The 24,820-nt window shown below is 37.6% G+C and carries 13 protein-coding genes, 2 tRNA genes and 3 rRNA genes; 15 read left to right on the top strand and 3 right to left on the bottom strand.

Annotated features, from left to right (window positions below; genetic code table 11):
- Positions 1-2: 2 nt before the first annotated feature.
- A complete protein-coding gene (locus EG358_RS18140) occupies positions 3-461 on the bottom strand; it encodes a GtrA family protein (protein WP_076560037.1) in 459 nt (152 codons plus the stop codon).
- A 229-nt stretch (positions 462-690) separates the two neighbouring features.
- Here EG358_RS18140 and EG358_RS18135 point away from each other — a divergent pair, with 229 nt between their 5' ends.
- From EG358_RS18135 to EG358_RS18095, 9 genes are all read left to right on the top strand, one after another.
- Complete coding sequence (locus tag EG358_RS18135; protein ID WP_076560035.1) at positions 691-954, top strand: hypothetical protein; 264 nt, start codon at positions 691-693, stop codon at positions 952-954.
- Positions 955-1,421: 467 nt separating this feature from the next.
- On the top strand, positions 1,422-2,141 hold the full coding sequence (locus EG358_RS18130; protein WP_076560033.1) for a hypothetical protein: 720 nt from the start codon (positions 1,422-1,424) through the stop codon (positions 2,139-2,141).
- A gap of 394 nt (positions 2,142-2,535) precedes the next feature.
- Positions 2,536-3,387 carry a BadF/BadG/BcrA/BcrD ATPase family protein gene (locus EG358_RS18125; RefSeq protein WP_076560032.1) on the top strand — a complete coding sequence of 284 codons (852 nt, stop codon included), beginning with the start codon at positions 2,536-2,538 and terminating at the stop codon, positions 3,385-3,387.
- Positions 3,388-3,700: 313 nt separating this feature from the next.
- On the top strand, positions 3,701-5,989 hold the full coding sequence (locus EG358_RS18120; RefSeq protein ID WP_076560030.1) for an NADP-dependent malic enzyme: 2,289 nt from the start codon (positions 3,701-3,703) through the stop codon (positions 5,987-5,989).
- 169 nt (positions 5,990-6,158) lie between these two features.
- The gene (gene ruvA, locus EG358_RS18115) at positions 6,159-6,743 is read left to right on the top strand and encodes a Holliday junction branch migration protein RuvA (RefSeq protein WP_076560028.1); all 585 of its coding nucleotides are present in this window, start codon (positions 6,159-6,161) and stop codon (positions 6,741-6,743) included.
- A gap of 6 nt (positions 6,744-6,749) precedes the next feature.
- Positions 6,750-13,847 carry a T9SS outer membrane translocon Sov/SprA gene (gene sov, locus EG358_RS18110; RefSeq protein ID WP_076560026.1) on the top strand — a complete coding sequence of 2,366 codons (7,098 nt, stop codon included), beginning with the start codon at positions 6,750-6,752 and terminating at the stop codon, positions 13,845-13,847.
- Between the two features lie 162 nt (positions 13,848-14,009).
- The gene (locus EG358_RS18105; RefSeq protein WP_076560024.1) at positions 14,010-14,885 is read left to right on the top strand and encodes a CPBP family intramembrane glutamic endopeptidase; all 876 of its coding nucleotides are present in this window, start codon (positions 14,010-14,012) and stop codon (positions 14,883-14,885) included.
- Between the two features lie 94 nt (positions 14,886-14,979).
- Positions 14,980-15,357 (top strand): glycine cleavage system protein GcvH, encoded by a 378-nt coding sequence (gene gcvH, locus EG358_RS18100; protein ID WP_076560023.1) that lies wholly within the window; start codon positions 14,980-14,982, stop codon positions 15,355-15,357.
- Positions 15,263-15,709, top strand: coding sequence for a VanZ family protein (locus EG358_RS18095; protein ID WP_083677019.1), 447 nt, complete (start codon positions 15,263-15,265; stop codon positions 15,707-15,709). The genes gcvH and EG358_RS18095 overlap by 95 nt, the downstream gene beginning before the upstream one ends.
- Before the next feature lie 7 nt (positions 15,710-15,716).
- Here the strand turns inward: EG358_RS18095 and EG358_RS19750 are convergent, their stop codons facing one another.
- On the bottom strand, positions 15,717-15,869 hold the full coding sequence (locus tag EG358_RS19750; protein ID WP_159436369.1) for a hypothetical protein: 153 nt from the start codon (positions 15,867-15,869) through the stop codon (positions 15,717-15,719).
- Between the two features lie 282 nt (positions 15,870-16,151).
- Between EG358_RS19750 and EG358_RS18090 the strand changes: the two genes are divergently transcribed.
- The 6 genes from EG358_RS18090 (at position 16,152) to rrf (ending at position 23,615) form a co-directional block, all read left to right on the top strand.
- On the top strand, positions 16,152-17,039 hold the full coding sequence (locus EG358_RS18090) for a transposase (protein WP_228422012.1): 888 nt from the start codon (positions 16,152-16,154) through the stop codon (positions 17,037-17,039).
- 1,282 nt (positions 17,040-18,321) lie between these two features.
- A 16S ribosomal RNA gene (locus EG358_RS18085) occupies positions 18,322-19,838 on the top strand.
- Between the two features lie 303 nt (positions 19,839-20,141).
- A tRNA-Ile gene (locus EG358_RS18080) sits at positions 20,142-20,215 on the top strand.
- A 93-nt stretch (positions 20,216-20,308) separates the two neighbouring features.
- Positions 20,309-20,385 (top strand) — tRNA-Ala (locus tag EG358_RS18075).
- A gap of 199 nt (positions 20,386-20,584) precedes the next feature.
- Positions 20,585-23,346: ribosomal RNA gene (locus EG358_RS18070) — 23S ribosomal RNA — on the top strand.
- Positions 23,347-23,507: 161 nt separating this feature from the next.
- A 5S ribosomal RNA gene (gene rrf, locus EG358_RS18065) occupies positions 23,508-23,615 on the top strand.
- Together the 16S, 23S and 5S rRNA genes with 2 tRNA genes alongside form the textbook arrangement of a ribosomal RNA operon.
- 684 nt (positions 23,616-24,299) lie before the next feature.
- Here rrf and EG358_RS18060 read toward each other — a convergent pair.
- Positions 24,300-24,767, bottom strand: a complete 468-nt coding sequence (locus EG358_RS18060; protein ID WP_076562912.1) for a VanZ family protein — start codon at positions 24,765-24,767, stop codon at positions 24,300-24,302.
- Positions 24,768-24,820 lie beyond the last annotated feature (53 nt).

Genomic DNA, 24,820 nt, shown 5'->3' with positions numbered 1-24,820 from the left:
AATCAGCCGTTAAATATTACTTTTTTCTTTACAGAATAATTAAGAATGGAAACCAGCAGAATCGCAGCAATTTTACTGATCATTTCCGGACTCAAGGTATAAAAAATTAAATCAATATTATCCTTAAATATAAAACTGTAAAAGATCTGGAAGAAACTTAAACTTAAAATGGTCGAAATAAAAGAAACGACCATAAAGTAGGCAAACTCTTTTCGCTTAGAATGCTTTCCGCGTTCAAAAACAAACCAGATGCTCAGAAAATAATTAAATAAAATTCCGCAGCTTGTCGAGAAAATATTACTTAAAGGATAATGGATTCCGTGGAAATTCTGCTCCTGAGAAATAGCCTGCGGAAGATAGGTGCTGAATAGTTTGAAACTTCCGATTTCAACAATCGCACTGAGGCCGCCCGCAATGATAAATAATAATACTTGTTTGTGGCGTAGTAGTAATGCTCTCATCTATTTTAATAATACGCAAATTTATAACTATATGTTAAACAGTGAAAAAAGTTGTTAAATTTTTTTTTCGTGTGAAAATAATTTCTAATTTTAATTTTCAGAACGAAAGAAACTGTACCTGATAAAAAACTCATTTTCAACTTTTTCTGTTGATGGTCTTTCTATCTTGTAATGCATGATGAGAAGTATCTGCACAAGTTTACCAACCAAAATTAATCCTAATATTTGTATGAAATCTCAAAACAAATACAGAAAATTTCAGCTTCAGCAAAAAAATATTGAAGTTTTAGAAAAAGAAAATACCCGTTTCAGAAGGGTGTACTCAGAGTACGAAAATATGTCTGATGAACTTTGGAATCTAGAAAGTTCAAAAGGCGATCCTGTACCCGACGATTTTATAAACGCCATGATAGTGCAGGCGACTTATCTTGAAGAAGAGATAGAAGACTGGTTGATACAGTTTAACCAAAAAAATACTGACATGAAGAACTAAAATGAAGAAGTCTATTCACAAATTATAAAAGAGAGCTACAAAGTAATTAGCCCTCTTTTATAATTTGGTATTCTGAGTAATTATTTTACTTTATACTTCAAATATTCCACTTCTTCTTTTAATTCTTTGATTTGTTGCTCGTAGATCAATATAAGCTTTTGTGACAATTCAGAGTTTTCATGATAAACCCGATTGTCTACTCCCTGATATCCGGTTGATTGTTCTTTTATTTCCTGATTAAAATTTTTTTATAAAGAAAAATGAAATAGATCAAAATGCCGCTTTGGCATCCGAAATGCTTCAAGCTTTACATTTTTGAAATATAGGTGACGGATATGAAAGGATTGAAAAAAAAAGATTTGTATTACAAAACATCACCCTTAAATAAATATAACCGCAGAAATTTTCTGCGGTTTGTTTTTATAGTGAAATTTTTTCTAAATTTATCTTATTAAAAAACACAAATTATGTCAAAAAATGAAACAGGGCATGTAAAAAACATTGCAAATGCCAATCTATTATGCACACACATTGCAGAACTTGGTGCAAAATACAATCCCAGTAATCCAAAACTGCTCCTGACAAATCTTCAAAATATGTACAATACTGCTTTTGCACATCAGGAAACCGTAAACAATTCAATAGCTCCCTATTCACTTGCGGTAGATCATCGCGAAAAGCTTTTTGCTCCCGTAAGCAAAAAAATAACAAAGCTTCGAAAAATGTATAAGACAACAGAAGGAGTTACTATGGCTCAGCTGGAAGATTTTATGACCATTGCAAGAAAGCTGAAAGGGATTAAAAAGAATAATTCGGCTGTTACAGGTCCACAGCAAGAAAATATTAAAATTTCGATTTCACAAATGAGCTATGATCAGCGTACCAATAATTACGAGGTTCTTATTTCATTATTACAGAATACACCAAACTATTTGCCAAACGAAATAGAATATCAGGTTTCTACACTCCAGCAGGAAAAAGTGCAGATGTTACAGGCAACCCAAGAAGTTGCAGATTCCTTCATTCCTTTAAATACAGCCCGTACTGTAAGAAATAATACGGTTTATAATTCAGAAGACAATTTAGTAGACACCTTCAACAAAGCCAAAGATTATATGTTTACAATTCTCGACGGAAACTCGTTACAATACAAAACAATCTCTAAGATCAAATTTAAAAAAGCATAACCGGACTAAAGGTTCAAAAAAATCATTCATTCAACCTTATAGGTTTCCAAAAACCTATAAGGTTTTATTCACAAAACTTATATTTTTCAGTTTGTCATCCTGAAAGGATCTCAACAGCAAATTAAAATAAATAAGACATCCTTCAGAATAGATAAGATATCCTTCAAAATAGATGAGGCATCCTCCAAAGTATATAAAGTATCCTCCGGAATCGATAAGCCTTTTTTAAAATAAAACACGTCTGTGGACAAATAGAAAAGCCAATCTCTAAACTAGTTAACGCATACTCTAAAATAGATAAGGCATCTGCCGGATCGGAATGACATATATCTCGTGTCAATAATCGCTTATTTAAAAGATAAATTCATAATTTAGCACTCTTAAAATATGAAATATGGTTGCTATTGTTGATAGTGGTTCTACAAAATCAGATTGGGTAATATTAGACGAATTCAAAAATGTTTTTTTGAAAACGGAAACCATTGGTTTCAACCCCAATTTTATCAGCAAAGAGCTTATTGTACCCGAAATTGAAAAAAACAACAGCTTAGTATCCGTTAAAAATTCGATTACCAAGATATTTTTCTATGGGTCAGGATGCGGCGTTAGACAAAACTGCCAAACCATTGAGGAAGAAGTGGGGAAAGTTTTTATCAACGCAAAGATTACTGTAAAAGAAGATCTTATGGCAGCTGCATATGCTGCGTACAGAGGGAAGCCAACGATAGTCTGTATTTTAGGAACGGGCTCGAACTCATGTTATTTTAACGGAGAAAATTTAAAGATAAAACTTCCTTCATTAGGTTATCTTATGGGCGACGAAGGAAGCGGAAGTGCCATCGGAAAGCAGTTGGTGCGCAGATTTTTTATGCAGAAACTTCCTCAGGATCTTCACCTTGAGTTTAAAGAAATATATGGCTTAACGATCGATGAAGCGTTAAAAAACATGTATCATACGACAAGACCCAATGCGTATCTTGCCAATTTTAATAAATTTGTGGTCGAAAGAAAAGAGCATCCCTATTTCCAGCAAATGGTTTTGGAAGAGATGAAAAACTTCTTCGATTATCAGGTTCTTCCTTACGAAGAAGCCAAAGAAGCCGAGATTAATTTTATCGGTTCTATTGCTTATTATTACGAAAATATTTTACGTTCTGCAGCGTCAGAACTCAATTTGAATGTGGGGCACATCGTGCAAAAGCCCATCGAAAGCTTAGTTGATTACCACATTAAATATATTTTATAATAAGTAATAAGTTTTAATAAAAAAATAATATATAAATACATGTCAAATTAAGTAATCAAACTTTTCTAAACGACTTAGGAGTTCGCAGCGTAAAGAAATTCTAAAAGATTCCGTAAAGAAATTTCCATTGTTTGAGTGGCGGCAGAAAATAGGACTAACATCTGAAATATTGTTTCCGCCCACGTTTGGAGATTTTTAAGAAGTTTTTTAAAATTTTAGCGGAGAAATCCAGTCTTGAATTTTTGGTTCTTTTGTTTTAAGACAAAAGAAAAACTTCTAATTTGATAAATTTTAAATAAAAACAGAAAATTATATGTCAAGTAAAACTCACCGCGACGAAAAAAACTTTAGTCAGGCAGCGTTAGATTATCATAAAGCAGAACCCAAAGGAAAAATTGAGGTGATTCCTTCAAAACCACACTCTTCACAGAGAGATTTGTCTTTGGCATATTCTCCCGGAGTTGCGGTTCCTTGTATGGAAATCCATCACAATCCTGAAACAGTGTATGATTATACAGGAAAAGGAAATCTGGTTGCTGTGATCTCCAATGGTACGGCAGTGCTTGGTTTGGGAGACATCGGAGCTGAAGCTTCAAAGCCTGTAATGGAGGGAAAAGGTCTTCTATTTAAAATTTTTGCAGACATCAATGTTTTTGATATCGAAATTGACGAAAAAGATCCTGATAAATTTATTCAAATCGTGAAAGGTATTGCTCCGACTTTCGGAGGCATCAACCTTGAAGATATCAAAGCTCCCGAAGCTTTTTATATTGAGCAGAAACTAAAAGAAGAATTAGATATCCCGTTGATGCACGATGATCAGCACGGAACAGCAATTATTTCTGCTGCAGCATTGATCAACTCTCTTCAGATTGCCAATAAAAAAATTGAAGAAGTGAAAATGGTGGTAAACGGAGCAGGAGCAGCAGCTATTGCATGTACCAATCTGTATATTTCTCTTGGTTTAAAAAGAGAAAATGTATTGATGTGCGACAGTAAAGGCGTTATCAATCATAAAAGAGAAAACCTTACTCCGGAAAAATTAGATTTTATTGCTCAGACTGATATTGAAACTTTAGAAGATGCTGTAAAAGGCTCAGACGTTTTCATCGGTTTGTCAAAAGGTAATGTGATGACTCCTGAAATGCTAAGCAGCATGAGCGAAAACCCAATCGTTTTTGCATTGGCAAATCCGGATCCGGAGATTGCTTATGATTTGGCAATTGCGACGCGTAAAGATGTGATCATGGCGACGGGAAGAAGTGATTATCCTAATCAGGTAAACAATGTTCTTGGTTTCCCATATATTTTCCGTGGCGCACTGGATGTGCAGGCAAAAGGAATTAATGAAGAAATGAAATTGGCTGCTGTACATGCAATTGCTAATTTGGCTAAAGAACCGGTTCCTGAAGCGGTAATTTTAGCATATAATGTTCAGAATTTACAGTTTGGCAGAGAATATTTTATTCCGAAGCCATTTGATAACAGATTGATTACAAAAGTATCAAGTGCGGTAGCGAAAGCAGCTATTGAAAGTGGTATTGCAAGAAAAACAATCGCAGATTTCGACGAATACGAAAATCAGCTTCTAGACAGAATGGGAAGAGATGAAAAGTTGGTAAGAATGATGCAAAACCGTGCAAAAGCAAACCCGAAAAGAATTACTTTAGGAAATGCTGAAGAATATAATGTTCTGAAAGCTGCGCAGATTTTATATGAAGAAGGAATTGCTTATCCGAGCCTTTTAGGAGATAAAAAATACATCAAAGAACAGATGGAACGCTTCGGAATCGACATTGATGTGCCGATTATAGATCCTAGCGATGATGACCAAAAAGCAAACAGAAAAAAATACAGAGAAACACTTTGGAAACTTCGTCAGAGAAAAGGGATGAACGAGTACAAGGCAAAAAGATATGTTCGCCAGAGAGATTATTTCGGACCGCTGATGTTGAGACATGGTGATACCGACGGTTTGATTATTGGTTTTTCTAAAAACTATACTTCAGTTTTGCGTCCTGTTTTAGAAGTTATCGAAAAAGATAAAGGCGTTGATAAAGTTGCGGCAATGATGATGATTTTGTCTGAAAAGAAACCTATTTTCTTCGCAGATACGTCTATCAACCAAAATCCTACAGCTGAAGACTTGGTTAATATTGCTAAAATGGCAGAGCACACCGTGAAATCATTTGCTATCGAACCGAGAATTGCAATGCTTGGTTTCGAAAACTTTGCAGCAATCTCAGATACTTCCAAAAAAGTAGCAAAAGCGGTAAGCATTCTTCACGAGAAGTTCCCGAAAATGATTGTGGATGGAGAAATTCAGCCTGATTTTGCGATGAATGCAGATCATTTGAGCGATTATCCGTTCTCAAAATTAGGAACAACTCCGGCAAACACATTCATCTTCCCGAATCTTGAATCTGCAAACTTGTCGTATAAAATCATCAGAGGAATGAAGGTTGCGCAAGTAATAGGACCTATTTTGATGGGACTGAAACAGCCTGTTCACGTTTTACAGATGCGCTCAAGCGTAGACGAAATCGTTAATCTGGCAACGGTAGCAGTTTTAGATGCACAAAGAAGAGAGGTGAAAAAATAATTACTCACTTTTATCAAATATAAAAAACTCCAAATCAATTTTGGAGTTTTTTATTTTTATGCTAAATTCTTGTCTTTGTTAATACAAAAAAAGTTAAATATCATTCTTATGTTAAATGAATTTATTACTTAGTTTAAATTACTATATTTGGAAGTTATAAAATTTAATAATGATATTTTCTTTACAGGGCATCGTTCAGGAGCTTACCCCCACTTACGCAGTAATCAATGTAAATGGTGTGGGATATTATACCGGGATCAGCCTCATGACTTCTCAAAAACTGGTTTTAAATAAAGAAACATTTTTATTCATTCAGCAGATCATCCGTGAAGACGCACATTTGCTTTTTGGGTTTCATACCCGCTTGGAGAAAGAAATGTTTAATCTCTTAATTAGTGTAAATGGAGTAGGTGCTGTTTCGGCGCTTATTTTATTATCAACTTTAACCCTTGAGGAAATTGCATCGGCAATACTTTCAGGGAACGGCGCACTAATTCAAAAAGCAAAAGGAATCGGTACAAAAACTGCCGAAAGAATTATTGTTGATTTAAAAGACAAAGTTCAGAAATTTGGGGATGCCGAAGGAAATATTTCTTCGTTTGAGAATAATAAAGTGAAGGAAGAATCGTTATCTGCATTAGAAGTTTTAGGGATTCCTAAGAGAACAAGTGAGAAAATTGCAGATCGTATTTTGAAGCAAATTCCCGAAATTACTGTAGAAGAATTGGTAAAACAAATTTTAAAAAACATTTAACATTTGGTGAAAAATAATAAGTTTCTCAGCATCTATATACTCTTGTCGTTTTTATTCTCCTCTATACATATTTATGGGCAGGATCAACCGCAGCAGGGTGTTTCTATAAAAAAGGATTACGAAGTTACCGACCCTACTTACTACGAAGCATATTACGATGTAAAAATCGGAATGTACTACGTGTATCCTAAGATTGGTAATACAATTACCGGACCACCTGTTGCCATGTCGCCGGAAGATTATAAAGAGTTTATGCTTGCAGAGCAGTCCAAGGCTTTTTATAGAGATAAATCTGACCGTTATAATCTAATGTTCAGAAGAGATAAAACAGATGCGGCAAAGAAAGGTTTGATTCCTTCTTTAACGATCAATAACCGACTTTTTGAATCTATTTTTGGAAGTAATAAAATTGAAATTATTCCTTCGGGTTATGCTTCATTTGACTTTGGAGGTTTATATCAAAAAATAGATAATCCATTAATTTTACCACAAAACAGAACGAGTTTTACCTTTGATATTGATCAAAGAATTCAGTTGGGATTAATCGGAAAAGTAGGTGAAAACTTACAGCTTAAAGCAAATTACGATACTCAAAGTGGTTTTGCCTTTGAAAACAGAATGAATTTGGTCTGGCAATCAAAAGGAACCTGGAGAGATCTTCAGACTAAAGGCTTAAATGATGTCAACAAGCCGAATTCGGGTGGTGAAGATAAGATCATCAAAAGAGTTGAGTTTGGTAATGTAAATATGCCGCTTTCTACGAGTTTAATTCGTGGTTCAGAATCTTTGTTCGGGGTGAAAACCGAGTTTCAGTTGGGTAAAACTTTCGGAACGGTGGTGCTTTCGCAACAACAGGGTGAAGCACGAAATATAGTCGTACAAGGTGGTGGAACAATGAGCAACTTCAAGATAAATGCGTTAGATTATGAAGAAAATCAGCATTATTTTATCGGACAGTATTTCTTAAATAATTATGATAATGCTTTGCTTAATTATCCACAGATCAACTCCAGAATCAGTATTTCAAGAATGGAAGTATGGGTTTTAGATCAGGGAAATTCAAATTTAGCCTATCAGAAAAGTATTATCGGAATCAGAGATTTAGGAGACGGAGCTTCAGGGTCGCCGGATAACTCTCAAAACGGATTATATAATCAGGTTAATAACGCAATTGGTAAACCTAGAGAACAAGGAAAAAATTATCTGACCAATTTCCAGGGACAGACGTTTGCAGGAAGTGCACAACCTTATGAAAATGGGGAGCACTTTGTTTTGAGTACCAAAGCAAGAAGAATGGATGCGAATGAATATACCTTTCATCCGCAATTAGGATATATCTCTTTAAATCAAAAACTCAATGACAATCAGCTTTTGGCGGTTTCATATTCATATACAGTAAACGGAACTAATCAAGTTTATAAAGTAGGAGAGTTTTCTGAAGAAAGCCCGGTATTGGTCACTAAATTATTAAGATCAAATAGCAATACAAGAGTTGATTCACCGATGTGGAATCTAATGATGAAGAACTTCTATTCTTTAGATGCAGCTCAGGTAGACAGAGATGGTTTTATTTTAAATGTTTATTATCGTGACGCTAAGACAGGTGGTAAAGTAAATTACTTGCCCGGAACGACCGTTGAAGGCACCAATTTGCTTAAACTCTTAAACTGGGATAGACTTAACGTGAATGGTGACTTACAGGCCAATAATGGTGTTTTAGGTGACGGGGTGTTTGACTTCGTAGAAGGAATTACGATCCGAAAAGATCTCGGCCGGATTATGTTTACCAAAGTACAGCCTTTCGGAAGTTATATGTCTCAGGTTTTGGGCAGTAATGATCCTCAATATGTATTTTCAGATCTTTATACACAACAGAAATTACAAGCCAGCCAGAGTAATCTTGCCCAGCGTTATACGATGGAAGGCCGTTACAAAGGAGCTCAGGGACAGGGGATTTCTTTGGGTGCCGTCAACGTACCTCAAGGTTCTGTAAAAGTTTCTGCAAACGGAGTACAGCTTACAGAAGGTATTGATTATACGGTAGATTATATGCTTGGAAGTGTTACCATCATCAATGAAACGGTAAAACAATCTGGTCAGGCAATCAATATTTCGTTAGAAAATCAATTGACCTTTAACACTCAGAGAAAAAGATTTTTAGGTTTAAATTTAGAAAGAAGAGTCAGCGAAAACTTTATTTTCGGTGGAACAGTTGTTAATTATTCCGAGTCTCCGCTTACCCAAAAAGTGAATTACGGTCAGGAAGCCGTAAACAATACAATGGCGGGAGTGAATATGATGTACAACAATCAGTTACCATTCCTGACTAGACTCACCGATAAAATTCCGGGAATCAACACTGAAGCTCCTTCCAACTTAAACTTTAAAATGGAAGGCGCCTATTTAATTCCGGGAATCAATAAAGGAACAAACGATCAGTCATACATCGACGATTTTGAGCAGACTACTTCAAAAATATCATTAAAAGAACCTACCGCCTGGAGTTTGGCTTCCAAACCTGAAAAAAGTCAGGGAAATCCACTTTTTACAGGAGCAGGCTCTAATGATGATTTGACAAACGGTTACGGAAGAGGTTTGTTGTCGTGGTATAATATCGATCCGAGATTTTGGGGCGTTGGAGGTAAAGCTCCGCAGGGAATTACTGCAGCTTCTGTTTCCAATCACGCATCAAGAAGGGTACAGTTTTCAGAAATTTTCAACAACAGAGATTTTGTAGCAGGCGAGCAAACGTTTACCAATACTTTTGATATTTCTTATTTCCCTCAGGAAAAAGGGCCTTATAATGCCAATCCGGCAACGGAAACAACGGCACAAAGATGGGCGGGAATTATGCGTCCTATAAGTGTTACCAATTTTGTAAATTCAAATATTGAATATGTAGAATTCTGGATGATGGATCCTTATGCGGACGGAAATACTTTAGGTGCAAATCCTAAACTTTTACTACAATTAGGAAATGTCTCTGAAGATGTGCTTAAAGACGGTTTAATGCAGTATGAAAACGGTTTACCTACCGGAGGAAGTCCTTCAAGTACGACCGCTTCCAATTGGGGAGTACAGCCAAAACAACCGCCGATTTTATATGCGTTTTCAACTGAAGGGGCAGACAGAACAGCACAGGATTTAGGATATGACGGATTAAGCTCAGATCAGGAATCGATGAGGTTTGGAAATACTTTTGTAAATCCGGTAACCAATCTTTCAGACCCTGCAGTTGATGATTTTGTATTCTATTTGTCGGATAAATTTACAGGAAATCAGGCTGCATCTATTGTACAACGATACAAATATTTTAGAGGTCCGGAAGGAAATTCAAGAAGCGGTTCACTAGAAGTTTCTTCACAGACTCCGGATGCAGAAGATATCAATAAAGATTATAATCTGGATCAAACTGAAAACTATAATGAATATGCGATCAAATTAGATCAGGCAAGTTTAGGATTAGGAACAGATAACTATATTATTGATCAGAAAACAGTAACGGCTACTTTTCAAAATGGATCTACTGATGATGTAAAATGGTACCTTTTTAGAATCCCGGTTTCAAAATTCAATGAACCAGGAGTTGGTGGTGAGAAAAATGCTTCGGTTCTTAATAATGTAAGATTCGCAAGATTATTATTAACAGGATTTGATCAGACTTCAACTTTGAGATTTGGTACAATGGATTTGATTAGATCAGACTGGAGAAAATATACTAAAAATATTGCAAAGTATTTTAATACGGCTCCAGAACCAGGTGATCCTAGTACTCCAGATCCAGCATTAGATGAAGGAACAGTAGAGGAGACTACTCTTGACAATTTTGAGGTAGGAAGTGTAAATATTGAAGAAAATGCTTTAAACCAACCTCCATATGTACTTCCTCCGGGAATAGACAGACAAGTACTAAGTGGAAATGCGGGAGCACAAAGACAAAACGAATCATCATTGTACTTAAAGGCAACTAATTTAGTTGCTAATGAAGGTAGAGGGGTTTTTAAAAATACAAGTATTGACATGAGAAGATACAAAAAATTAAAACTTTTTGTACATGCTCAAGATCCTGTAAGCCGCGCATCTGAAGGACAAATTGATGATAAAACTAAGTTTTTTATTCGTTTCGGAAGTGATGCTACAGATAACTATTATGAATACGAATCTTCTCTAAAAATTACTCCGAAAAGCTCAACAACACCAATGGACATTTGGCCATTTGAAAATGATGTTGATTTAGAAATTCAAAATTTTGTAGATGCTAAAATAAGAAGAGATAAAAAATCACCTAATCAAATTATTAAAAGGTATGAAGATTTAGAATTTGGAGGAGGAGATACATCCAAAAAAATCTATATTAAAGGTCGCCCTAGTTTAGGAAATATCACAACAATAATGATTGGAGTTAGAAATGCTCAAACTAGAGGAAATCCTTCAATTACGAGAATTCTTTGGGTAAACGAAATTCGTCTTTCTGAAATCGAAAATGATGGCGGTTATGCAGGAAATGCAAGCTTGAATTTTAACTTGGGAGATTTTGCAACGATTAATACAAGTGCTTCTTATTCATCTGTAGGTTTCGGAAACATAGATTCTAAACCGGCTGAAAGAAGTCAGGCTACTCAATCTGCGTTCAGTATCAATACGGCAGTAAACGTAGATAAATTCTTACCTGAAAAAACAGGAATGAAAATTCCGGTGAACTATTCTTATTCTCAAACCATCGAAGATCCGAAGTACAATCCTTTAGATACCGATGTTGAATTTAGCAAAGCTGCAAATAAGGAAGAGCTCAAAAAAGTCGCCAGAACGTATACTCAGCAGAGAAGTATTGGTGTGGTAAACATGCATAAAGAAAGGGTAAAACCTGACAGTAAACCTAAATTTTATGATGTAGAAAACCTTTCATTGACGGCAGTTTATAATGACGATCATTACCGTGATATCTATACCAAGAAAAACTACAGACAGTATTTCAGAGGATATTTAGATTACAACTACACATTCAAACCGTGGGTAATAAAGCCATTCAATAAAATGATCAGCGATACGGCAAAATCTACAAAATATCTGAGATGGGTAAAAGAGTTTAATTTCAATCCGGTTCCTACGAGATTATCTTTCAGAACTGAGCTCGACAGGAATTATAACGAGCTTGAATTTAGAAATATTGATGCCATTCTTAGCGGAAATCTTAATGATGATTTTGCTGCTTTGAAGAATAGAAACTTCTACTTCGGTTGGCAATATGGTTTAGGATTTAATTTTACTAAATCTTTGAAACTGGAAATCAATTCAGCAACGAGAACATTGAATGACCAGGTAGATGTGAATACAATGGATACTTCTTCGATCTTTGGAAATATTTTCCGATCAGGAAGACCAGTTTTATACAATCACAGAGTTCAGTTAAATTATAAATTACCGTTCCAATATCTTCCATATCTCGATTTCATTGATGCCGAATTGGGTTACGGATTTACGTATAACTGGAACGCAAGATCTACGGCGCTTCTTGCAAGTCCTGAAGGAAGTTTAGGATCAATTGGTCAGAATACCAATATTATTTCGGCAAACGCTACTGCAGATCTTCCGAAATTCTTTGGGCAGTTCAATTACTTTAAAAAGATTTCTACAACACTGCAAAAGCGTAAACAGGAACAGGATTCATTAAATAATGCAGTGAATCAGGCTTGGGAGAAAAACAGATATACGTACAAAAAATATAAGTTTAAAAACAAGCTTTCTATTTTACAGAGTGCGGCATTTGTACTTACTTCTATGAAGCAATTGAATGTAACGTACACCGAAAATAACGGAAGTGTACTTCCTGGTTTACTATCGGCTCCAAACGGATATGGTTATGGCCAGACATTGGGAGGTCCATCTATAGGTTTCCTTTTTGGTTCGCAGGCAGACATCAGACGATTGTCTATGGAAAGAGGCTGGGTAAGTGATTCACCATATATGATCGATCCTTATATGAAGATGTCCACACGAGAATTTAGGGCAGATTTGCAAGTCTCCCCGGTGAATGATTTTAATATAAGTTTTAATGTTTTACAGACCTATAATAGAAATTTCTCACATACAGGATTCAATTATGTAGATGATTTTGGAAATGCGAATCCAAACCTAACATTTGCAAGTGATATGGTGTCGTATTCCAATACGGTGGTTCTTTTAAATTCATCATTTAAAGAAAGTACCGTGATTTATGATGCTATCAGAGCCAATGCTCAGTTGATTTCACAACAAATGGGCGGAGTTTTAAATCCTGATGGATATACAGAAGGATATGGTATTTCTAATGCGTATGTTTTAATTCCGGCATTCCGTGCTGCAATGGAAGGTAAAAATCCTGAGCGCTTAGGAAATGCAAAAAAAGCAGGACTTCCGATTCCGAACTGGAGAATTATCTATTCAGGTCTTAGAAATATCCCGATTATTAACGGACAGTTTACCAAATTTGATATTCTTCATAGTTATACCGCAACGTATACAGCAACTGGCGTGCAATCGAATATTGATTATTTCAACAGCCGAAATGACACATCGAGTTCTTTAAGAGACGTGAATGATAATTATATAAATCCTTATACATTCTCTCAGGTAAGTTATACAGAATCTTTCTCACCACTTATCGGGGTTGATGTTACGATGAGAAACAATATGCAGTTTGGGGTGCAGTACAACAAAACAAGAAGTATGATTCTTGGTTTGGTCAATCATTCTCTTACCGAAGATGCCTATACAGAATATGTGGTAAGATTAGGATATATTATAAGAAACTTCCGTTTGGGAACCAATAATCAGAGAGGAGCAAGAGCGAAAGGTTCAGACCTAAATATCCGTGGTGATATTTCTCTGCGAGACAGCCAGACAAGTATTATGAATATCTTATTGAATGATTCTCAAATTACGGGTGGACAAAAATTAATGAATATCAAGCTTTCCGCAGATTACAATGTTTCGGAAAATCTGAATCTGAGATTATTCTACGAGCAAATGACTTCAAAATACAAAATCTCAACAGCTTTCCCGCTGTCAACAATCAGAGCCGGGATTTCTGCGACATTCACTTTTGGTGATTCCGGAGGTTTATAAATAAGCTAATAAAACTCCTTTCTAAAATAAGAAAGGAATTTTATTTCACAACTATTGGATAATAGGTTTTCAATCATTATCTTTGGTAGGTAATAATAATTAATTTAAATAAGAATAAAAGATGCGCAGTATTGTGTGTCTTTTGTTTTTTTAATGACCAGCATGGAAACTTCAAACAAGAGAAAGAGAATTTATACAGAAAATAATTTATTAAAAGCAGGAATTATTATTTTCTTTGGATCTTTAATAGGTAATATTATTTTATCATATTTTAATGAATCAGAATTTTCTTCCCGTATAACACGTTTCAACGATTTTACCTTAATTCATTTTATTGCAGCTTTTACAATCGCTCCCGTTTTGGAAGAATTGATCTTCCGAGGAATTTTTACGGGGAAAAAGATCTTTAAATATGTAATGTATTTAGGGTCTCTATTCTACATTATATTATTGCAGAATTATTATCTGATTCCATTACTTGCTATATTCATTATAAGCTATGAATTAAATAAAAATAAAGAAATTCCAAATTATGTCTATTACATCAATGCATTGCTTTTTGGTTTCATGCATTATGAGTATAATGACTTAAAACTGTTAGACACTTGGATTGGCATTGTAATGACTTCAGGAATGGGCTTGATTTTAATTTGGATGGTTCTGAATTTCGGACTGATATATTCAATACTATTGCACGCGCTCAATAATTTTGTTGCAATTGCGATTGTCGTTTTAGGAAACGAAACTGCAGATATGACTTTAAAGAAAGTGGAAACCCAAGATTTCACAATGAACTATCAACGTGTATCGTTTTTTATTAAAGATGAAAATATGCAGGTTGAGGTCAATAAATCTTTAAAAGCAGAAAATATGAGTATTTCCAATATCCACAATGCCCTATGTTTTGATGAGAAGCTCGATGATCTTTATTTTGGAAAATTTAATGTCTCGATTGAAAGAAAATCTAATAGTACAAAAAAGCTAAATTGCGAATCTTTTCACCAACTTTTAAATAAAACAGACCTCAAAGAAAACTAATAAAATGAGAAGTTTGAAAAGCATTAATTATTTCAACATTTTATTGGAGCATTAATGTATTTTTGAATAAATTTGTCAACATAAAAAAAATAAAATGAATACACCGTCAGAATTAAAGTACACTAAAGACCACGAGTGGGTAAAGATCGAAGGTAACGTTGCTACAATTGGTATCACAGACTTTGCGCAAGGCGAGTTGGGAGATATCGTTTATGTAGATGTAGATACAGTAGATGATGATGTGAATGGAGGAGATGTCTTCGGAAGTGTAGAAGCTGTAAAAACGGTTTCAGATTTATTCTTGCCTATTTCAGGAAAAGTTACTGAGTTTAATGCTGCGTTGGAAGATCAGCCAGAATTGTTAAATACAGATCCTTATGGAAACGGATGGATCATCAAGCTTGAGATTGCGGAAGGTGCGGATCATTCAGAATTGCTTTCAGCAGAAGAATATCAAGCAATCATTGGATAAAATTTCAAACATATTTATTAAGATACTGCCCATTTATTGGGCATTTCTTACTTATATGCTTCTGCGTCCCGGTGTCGAAAATCACGAATACTTCTTTATGTTCGACGGTATTGACAAGGTTTTGCACTTAAGTATATTTGCGGCATTAGGCTTTTGCTTTATTGCTGCTTTTCCCAGGATCAGATTTTCTTATTTCTTCCAGATCATTTTGATTTACGCATTTCTCACAGAAATTTTCCAGGAAGAAATGAAACTCGGCAGATCAATGGAAACACTCGACATTGTTGCTGATACCATAGGATGCTTAATCGGCTACTATATATATAAGGTATTAGCGAAACGTTATCTCTGATTTCGCCTTAAAAGCTTAAAATACATTTACCTCTGAAACTTTCGGAGGTATTTTTTATATAAGTATTACCTATTCCGATAAATCTTCCAACTAAAACTCTCCAACCCATCCATTTCTCCAACGCTCCAACTTTTTTCTTGTAGCTATTTCCGGCTTTCACTACTCGCTTTTTTGCGCCGAGCTTTTCCTTTGCTTCAAAAAGAGCTCAGACATGCCGTTCAATGGTAAGTTTGCATTAGTAAAAATAGATTAATAATTTGGTTAAAAAAATCAACCAAAGAGCAAAAGCAGCAGGATAAAGGCAGACGCTTCACTGATACTAAGATATCGCCCCGGATTTTATTCCCCTGCTGCTGTTTTCTTCCAAATCCGGATAGAACATTGTTGGTAAAACTTTTACCATGGTGGATCAGAAGAAAACCTCTTTAATAAAGAATTTGTTATGTCAAAATTATCAAAAAAAGTGATTGGTGTAGATGTAGGAGCAAAGTTTTTAACGGTAAGTTTTACGGATAATGTAAATCAAGATCAGGTTTTTAATATCCAAAACAATCAACGCTCGATTTTATCGTTTCTCAAGAAATTTCCCACAGAAGATTATTGTTTGGCTATCGAAGCCACAGGTAATTATAGTAGTCGCATACTCCATCTTTCTTTGGATAATGGTTTTGAATCAAGTTTGATTAACTGTATGTCTGTTAAATATTTTTCAAGGATGAAAAATATCATCAGCAAAACTGATGCAGAAGACGCCAAAGTCATCAGACTTTATGGAGAGATTTTTCGTCCGGAAGTTTATATTCCCAAAAGCATCGAGATTGAACATCTTGACCAAGAAATAAAACTTCTGAATGATCTCGAGGAAGAGAAGCGACGGTATTCGGTAAAGCTAAAGTGGCTTCGTTACAATCCTCAGCTCAATCCCAACACGGAAAAACATTATGAAAAGAGATTAAAACAATTAGATAAAGAAATACGGGAAGTAGAAATGAGGCTTCCACAACTTCAAGATGAAGAATTTAGAGAAATAAAAGGTTTGATACAAAGTGTTTCGGGAATTGGGGAGAAGACCTCCCTTCAACTGATGACCGCTACATCTGGTTTTAAAAATTTTGATTCATCGAAATCACTCGTAAAATATTTTGGATTGGCTCCACGTATTTATCAATCAGGAAAGAAATCATATTCTCCCGGTAAGTGCCGTACATCCAAAACGCACATTAGAAGTTTGCTATATGTTTGTTCCTGGACGGCAATAAAACATAATACGCAGTGCAAAGAACTTTATCTGCGACTATTGGAAAAAGGAAAGCCTAAAAACTTGCATTAATTGCAGTTTGTAACAAATTACTGAGATTTGTTTTGGTGTTGTGAAAAACAAAACTGCATATCAACAAAATTTTCAAAAAAACTTTAAAATTTTAACCTGAATAATTTGCATAGTAACATAGAACATCCGGGCTATGACTGCAGTCTGTTATAGAATTTTTAATAAGATGTATACTTTTGAGGTTATGATTCAAAGTTCGAAATCCAGGATTTGGATTTTTCTTTTATATTTAATTGAATGGTTCCATTTAGCAAACCCGATATAATTAAAATTTGATTTTGAAAAGCCACAGAGTGGCGACCAGTTAATAGAACATTACAAAAATACGAGATTAAGCTCCGTAGGAGCGACACCTTTGTAGCAAGGCATGTGTTTTAAGAACATAAGCTCCATCGGAGCTGTACCTAAAAGCCATTTAATTTCCGCTAATGTTTCTTTTCTGCCAGCCATTCAATTTCGACCTTTTCTTTATCCCTTTGTCTTCCTTTACTAAGTGAAACGCCCTGGTTTAGCTTAAAAGAGAGATAAAATAAAAGAAGCTTTGTTTACCGGTGCGACAAAAACCATATTATTCTATTTCTCATAAGCCTTCCGTTTTATAAACCTTTCCCTTGCCCGAGCCTAAACCCCATACAGCTCTCCAACGCTCCGACTCTCTAACACTAAATCATTCCTAAGCTCCAACGCCCCATACAGCTCTCCAACAATCCGACTCTATAACTCTCCAACCCTCTAACAGCCCAAACCCCATAAAATTATTCTCTCACGTAACCAATACCTTAGCTTTAAATATGAATTAAAAGTAAACATAATGTTACATAAATTAGGATTGTGTTGTATAAAAGTTCTACTTTTGCCCCACTGAAAAACGAGAGTGATTCGGTAGCGCAGAAGAGCTTTTAAAGAGGCGGAAACGATAAGGCTAATGTCATCTACAGATGGATAGAGATCAATAAAGACTTTTAATTTTTTTAGAAATAAAATTTGGTAAAGATAAAAAGATTAGTATCTTTGCAGTCCGGTAAAACGGGAGCGCAGGAGTAGAGAGGTTTAAGTGTTTGGATAAGGATTTAGGGTCATCAAAAAACTTTAAAATTTCTTCAAAAAACATTTGGCAGATTAGAAATAAAGTTTTACTTTTGCACACGCAAATCGGTACTGAAAACGACAGAAAATGTAGGTATCGTAAAAAGCGGAAGAGAAGAGATCATTGAAAAATAATATACAACCAAGTAAGGAAAAACTAAAGCGTAAAATAACTTTGAGTGAGTCAGACAAACATACAATGGAGAGTTTGATCCTGGCTCAGGATGAACGCTAGCGGGAGGCCTAACACATGCAAGCCGAGCGGTAGAAGATCTTCGGATCTTTGAGAGCGGCGTACGGGTGCGGAACACGTGTGCAACCTGCCTTTATCAGGGGGATAGCCTTTCGAAAGGAAGATTAATACCCCATAATATAATGAGTGGCATCACTTATTATTGAAAACTCCGGTGGATAGAGATGGGCACGCGCAAGATTAGATAGTTGGTAGGGTAACGGCCTACCAAGTCAGTGATCTTTAGGGGGCCTGAGAGGGTGATCCCCCACACTGGTACTGAGACACGGACCAGACTCCTACGGGAGGCAGCAGTGAGGAATATTGGACAATGGGTGAGAGCCTGATCCAGCCATCCCGCGTGAAGGACGACGGCCCTATGGGTTGTAAACTTCTTTTGTATAGGGATAAACCTTTCCACGTGTGGAAAGCTGAAGGTACTATACGAATAAGCACCGGCTAACTCCGTGCCAGCAGCCGCGGTAATACGGAGGGTGCAAGCGTTATCCGGATTTATTGGGTTTAAAGGGTCCGTAGGCGGATCTGTAAGTCAGTGGTGAAATCTCATAGCTTAACTATGAAACTGCCATTGATACTGCAGGTCTTGAGTAAAGTAGAAGTGGCTGGAATAAGTAGTGTAGCGGTGAAATGCATAGATATTACTTAGAACACCAATTGCGAAGGCAGGTCACTATGTTTTAACTGACGCTGATGGACGAAAGCGTGGGGAGCGAACAGGATTAGATACCCTGGTAGTCCACGCCGTAAACGATGCTAACTCGTTTTTGGGTTTTCGGATTCAGAGACTAAGCGAAAGTGATAAGTTAGCCACCTGGGGAGTACGTTCGCAAGAATGAAACTCAAAGGAATTGACGGGGGCCCGCACAAGCGGTGGATTATGTGGTTTAATTCGATGATACGCGAGGAACCTTACCAAGGCTTAAATGGGAATTGACAGGTTTAGAAATAGACTTTTCTTCGGACAATTTTCAAGGTGCTGCATGGTTGTCGTCAGCTCGTGCCGTGAGGTGTTAGGTTAAGTCCTGCAACGAGCGCAACCCCTGTCACTAGTTGCCATCATTCAGTTGGGGACTCTAGTGAGACTGCCTACGCAAGTAGAGAGGAAGGTGGGGATGACGTCAAATCATCACGGCCCTTACGCCTTGGGCCACACACGTAATACAATGGCCGGTACAGAGGGCAGCTACCTAGCGATAGGATGCGAATCTCGAAAGCCGGTCTCAGTTCGGATTGGAGTCTGCAACTCGACTCTATGAAGCTGGAATCGCTAGTAATCGCGCATCAGCCATGGCGCGGTGAATACGTTCCCGGGCCTTGTACACACCGCCCGTCAAGCCATGGAAGTTTGGGGTACCTGAAGTCGGTGACCGTAACAGGAGCTGCCTAGGGTAAAACAAGTAACTAGGGCTAAGTCGTAACAAGGTAGCCGTACCGGAAGGTGCGGCTGGAACATCTCATTTTAGAGCGTCTTTAGACGATAAACAAAACACGTATCGCAAGATACAATGTACTTACTTAAAGTTCATGCTTTAGTTTTTTATTTGGTTGATATATAAGTAAAGGAAAAAGTTAGAAGTAAAAAGCTCCAAGTAATTGGAACGTTAAGATTACTCATTACCTATTACTTATATAATATATAAAAAAATACAAAACCCACTAGAAATTAGTAACAGGGAAGAGAGATTTTAGAATTAGAAATTAGAAGTTAGTCGTTAGAAATTAGTCTAACATCTAAAATCTAGCCTCTAATATCTAAATAATGAAGTCTCGTAGCTCAGCTGGTTAGAGCGCTACACTGATAATGTAGAGGTCGGCAGTTCGAGCCTGCCCGAGACTACTAATTAAGGAGTTAGGTTATAGGTATTAGGAGTTAGGAAAAGCGCAAGCCAAATACTAACAACCAAACACCGACAACTAACAACCACTAGAGGGGGAATTAGCTCAGCTGGCTAGAGCGCCTGCCTTGCACGCAGGAGGTCAAGGGTTCGACTCCCTTATTCTCCACCATCACCGATGGTTTAATTTTAAAGAAGCAAATAGAGCCAAAAACAATATTTTGCGAATTAGATCAGAGGTAGAAAAAAGATCATTGACATTAACGGTAAAAATATCACAAAGAGAAAACCGAGCGCAATTAAGCGTTTGAGTTTACAAAATAATTTAACAGCAATGTTAAGCAAAAATACTGAACTAATTAATAATTAGGAAAGAAATCGTTAAGGGCGTATGGCGGATGCCTAGGCTTTCAGAGGCGAAGAAGGACGTGGTAAGCTGCGAAAAGCTCGGGGGATTGGCACACACGAATTGATCCCGAGATGTCCGAATGGGGCAACCCGTCTGGTTGAAGACCAGTCACTCCGCAAGGAGAGCAAACCCGGAGAACTGAAACATCTAAGTACCCGGAGGAAAAGAAATCGAAGAGATTCCGTAAGTAGTGGCGAGCGAACGCGGATTAGCCCAAAAGTCTTTATATATTTAAAAGAATGTTCTGGAAAGAACAGCCATAGAGGGTGATAGCCCCGTATTTGAAAGGTATATTTAGATGATAAATGAGTAGGGCGGGACACGTGAAATCCTGTCTGAATATGGGGGGACCATCCTCCAAGGCTAAATACTCCTGAAAGACCGATAGTGAACAAGTACTGTGAAGGAAAGGTGAAAAGCACTTCGAATAGAAGGGTGAAATAGAACCTGAAACCGTACGCCTACAAGCGGTCGGAGCCCACAAGTTGGGTGACGGCGTGCCTTTTGCATAATGAGCCTACGAGTTAATGTTACTAGCGAGGTTAAGGACTTCAGGTCCGGAGCCGGAGCGAAAGCGAGTCTGAATAGGGCGCTTAGTTAGTAGTATTAGACGCGAAACCTTGTGATCTACCCATGGGCAGGTTGAAGCTTTGGTAACACAAAGTGGAGGACCGAACCGGTTGACGTTGAAAAGTCTTCGGATGACCTGTGGGTAGGGGTGAAAGGCCAATCAAACTGGGAGATAGCTCGTACTCCCCGAAATGCATTTAGGTGCAGCGTCGTGTATAAGTTTATTAGAGGTAGAGCTACTGATTGGATGCGGGGGAGTCAAATCCTACCAATTCCTGACAAACTCCGAATGCTAATAAATGTTCCACGGCAGTGAGGGCGCGGGTGCTAAGGTCCGTGTCCGAGAGGGAAAGAACCCAGACCAACAGCTAAGGTCCCCAAATCTCTATTAAGTTGAAGCAACGCGGTTGGACTGCATTGACAGCTAGGATGTTGGCTTGGAAGCAGCCATTCATTTAAAGAGTGCGTAACAGCTCACTAGTCGAGCGGTCCGGCATGGATAATAATCGGGCATAAATAGAGTACCGAAGCTATGGATTTACAACCGTTGGGTTGTATCTGGTAGGGGAGCATTCTGTTTGCACAGAAGCAGTATCGTGAGATATTGTGGAGCGTACAGAAAAGAAAATGTAGGCATAAGTAACGATAAAGCGGGCGAGAAACCCGCTCACCGAAAGACTAAGGTTTCCTCAGCCATGCTAATCAGCTGAGGGTTAGTCGGGACCTAACGCGAACCCGAAAGGGGTAGTGGATGGACAATGGGTTAATATTCCCATACTTGCTCACACTAAAAAGGGGACGGAGTGCCGTACCTGCTGGAGACTGACGGAATAGTCAAGGCCTAGCCTTCGGGCGAAGCTGCTGCAGGGAAAGTGCTTCCAAGAAAAGCCGAAGTGAAGCAACCCGTACCATAAACCGACACAGGTAGTCGAGGAGAGAATCCTAAGGTGCTAGAGTGAATCATGGTTAAGGAACTAGGCAAAATAGTCTCGTAACTTCGGAAGAAGAGACGCCAGCAGCAATGCTGGCCGCAGTGAAGAGGCCCAGGCGACTGTTTATCAAAAACACAGGACTCTGCTAAATCGAAAGATGCTGTATAGGGTCTGACACCTGCCCGGTGCTGGAAGGTTAAGGAAGGGCGTTAGCAGCAATGCGAAGCGTTTGACTGAAGCCCCAGTAAACGGCGGCCGTAACTATAACGGTCCTAAGGTAGCGAAATTCCTTGTCGGGTAAGTTCCGACCTGCACGAATGGTGTAACGATCTGGGCACTGTCTCAACCATGAGCTCTGTGAAATTGTAGTCTCGGTGAAGATGCCGAGTACCCGCAATGGGACGAAAAGACCCTGTGAACCTTTACTATAACTTCGTATTGACTTTGAGTAAGTAATGTGTAGGATAGGTGGGAGACTTTGAAGCAGGCACGCTAGTGTTTGTGGAGTCAACGTTGAAATACCACCCTTTACTTACTTGGAGCCTAACTTCTTTTAGAAGGACACTGCGTGGTGGGTAGTTTGACTGGGGTGGTCGCCTCCAAAAGAGTAACGGAGGCTTTCAAAGGTACCCTCAGCACGCTTGGTAACCGTGCGTAGAGTGTAATGGCATAAGGGTGCTTGACTGTGAGACCTACAAGTCGATCAGGTGCGAAAGCAGGACATAGTGATCCGGTGGTTCCGTATGGAAGGGCCATCGCTCATAGGATAAAAGGTACTCCGGGGATAACAGGCTAGTCTCCCCCAAGAGCTCACATCGACGGGGAGGTTCGGCACCTCGATGTCGGCTCGTCACATCCTGGGGCTGGAGAAGGTCCCAAGGGTTGGGCTGTTCGCCCATTAAAGTGGCACGCGAGCTGGGTTCAGAACGTCGTGAGACAGTTCGGTCTCTATCTATTGCGGGCGTTAGATGTTTGAGAGGGCTTGAATCTAGTACGAGAGGACCGATTTGAACAAACCTCTGGTGTATCAGTTGTTCCGCCAGGAGCACCGCTGAGTAGCTACGTTTGGAAGAGATAAGCACTGAAAGCATATAAGTGCGAAACTCGCCTCAAGATGAGACATCTTTTAAGGGTCGTTGGAGATGACAACGTTGATAGGCTATAGGTGTAAAGTTGGTAACAGCATAGCCGAGTAGTACTAATTACCCGTAGATTTATAGCCTAATTGGCAACTGCTTAATTGCGCAATTAAAGGTTCTCTCTTTGTGAATATTCTTATCGATTAAAATCAGGTATCGGATGATAGATACAAGGTAGCAGGTAGCAGTTTAAAGCTATTACCTAAAGCCTATAATCTGCAACCTAAACCTTATATACAACCTTTAGGGTGGTTTTAGCGGTGGGGCTCACCTGTTCCCATTCCGAACACAGAAGTTAAGCCCACCAGCGCCGATGGTACTGCGAAAGCGGGAGAGTAGGTCGCCGCCAGTTTTTTTTAAAAGTCTCATACATTCATTTGTATGAGACTTTTTTTTGGGCTAAACCTAAATGATGAGAAATAAGTAATGAGTAATGAGCAATAGACAATGTGTAATTTTGATAAGTGATAAGTGATAAGTGATAAGTGATAGAAGGGTGATTTAGGTGAATGAAATTAGTTGTTCCAATCAATAAAATGAGAGACTGTCAAAATCATATTATCACTAAACAAAAGCTGTTTTTAAGGCTTAGGTTAATATTAAGTTCCGGAGGAGTGAAAGCTTTGTAGTGAGTTTTAGAGTAAATATGTTTATTGAGCTCCAGAGGAGTGAAACATTTTCTTTATTGTTTCAGTTTTAAATTGTTTAAGTGATATCATTGCGAAGGTATTTAGGGGAGCTTTTAAGGACTAGCCTATATGCAAGTAAATGAAGGCAAATGTCGTTATATTATAGCAATCAAAAGCTGAAGTTTATTATACAGACTCAAACCCTAACCCGGATAGCAGCGGTTACCCCGCAAACTAATGGGAAAGTCGAAGGTTTCGGCTTTGGCGAAGAAAAGAGTGAGGAGTAATAGCGGATAGCCGGATAAAGCTCCTAAAAAAATCTAAGTCGTAAATTAAATGAACTAATCTATCCTGAAAGTTTAGGTGAAAATATAAAAGCCAACAGATGATCTATTGGCTTTGTAAATTTAAGAGGCTGTAATAGGCTCTTTCTTTTCTGTTAGTTGAAAGTGAACCTGAATGTTGGCAATGTTTTTCCAGGTTGCGTATTTAAATAGAACATAACCCAGCAACATTCCGAGAGTATTCAGAAATACATCATCTATATCTGCAACGCCTCTTCCTGTGAGGTATTGTATTGATTCGATTGTACTTATTGCTATTAAAAAGAACAATGTAATAGGAATAAAACGGTTGAATTTCTTGATGCATAATCCCAGCCATCCAAACGGACTGAATAAGAATATGTTTCCAAATATGTTGACAATAAAAGCCTGATTATCTATATTATTATCATTAAAAAAATGCTGTATAGTGATAAACGGCTGATGCTGAATATATGAAATTTCAGAAGGTTCTCTTCCAGATGCATAAAACATCATGTACAATAAAACGACGGTATATAAGGCAATAAATACTGCAAAATATCTTTTCATAGGTTTCCTTTTGGGATTAGTAATTAAAAAGAGGTTGTAGTGCTTATTAGTTT

Origin of the sequence: Chryseobacterium indoltheticum (genome assembly GCF_003815915.1) — a bacterium.
In the GTDB taxonomy this organism is placed as follows: domain Bacteria; phylum Bacteroidota; class Bacteroidia; order Flavobacteriales; family Weeksellaceae; genus Chryseobacterium; species Chryseobacterium indoltheticum.
Note: the sequence above shows the minus strand (reverse complement) of the source record. Positions and strands in the feature narration are given on the sequence as shown.

Coding starts and splice junctions, on each gene's coding strand:
- EG358_RS18140 (WP_076560037.1), bottom strand. CDS start 461: ATGAGAGCATTACTACTACGCCACAAACAAGTATTATTATTTATCATT.
- EG358_RS18130 (WP_076560033.1), top strand. CDS start 1,422: ATGTCAAAAAATGAAACAGGGCATGTAAAAAACATTGCAAATGCCAAT.
- gcvH (WP_076560023.1), top strand. CDS start 14,980: ATGAATACACCGTCAGAATTAAAGTACACTAAAGACCACGAGTGGGTA.
- EG358_RS18060 (WP_076562912.1), bottom strand. CDS start 24,767: ATGAAAAGATATTTTGCAGTATTTATTGCCTTATATACCGTCGTTTTA.
- EG358_RS18125 (WP_076560032.1), top strand. CDS start 2,536: ATGGTTGCTATTGTTGATAGTGGTTCTACAAAATCAGATTGGGTAATA.
- EG358_RS18135 (WP_076560035.1), top strand. CDS start 691: ATGAAATCTCAAAACAAATACAGAAAATTTCAGCTTCAGCAAAAAAAT.
- EG358_RS18120 (WP_076560030.1), top strand. CDS start 3,701: ATGTCAAGTAAAACTCACCGCGACGAAAAAAACTTTAGTCAGGCAGCG.
- EG358_RS18095 (WP_083677019.1), top strand. CDS start 15,263: ATGGAAACGGATGGATCATCAAGCTTGAGATTGCGGAAGGTGCGGATC.
- EG358_RS18105 (WP_076560024.1), top strand. CDS start 14,010: ATGGAAACTTCAAACAAGAGAAAGAGAATTTATACAGAAAATAATTTA.
- EG358_RS18090 (WP_228422012.1), top strand. CDS start 16,152: ATGTCAAAATTATCAAAAAAAGTGATTGGTGTAGATGTAGGAGCAAAG.
- ruvA (WP_076560028.1), top strand. CDS start 6,159: ATGATATTTTCTTTACAGGGCATCGTTCAGGAGCTTACCCCCACTTAC.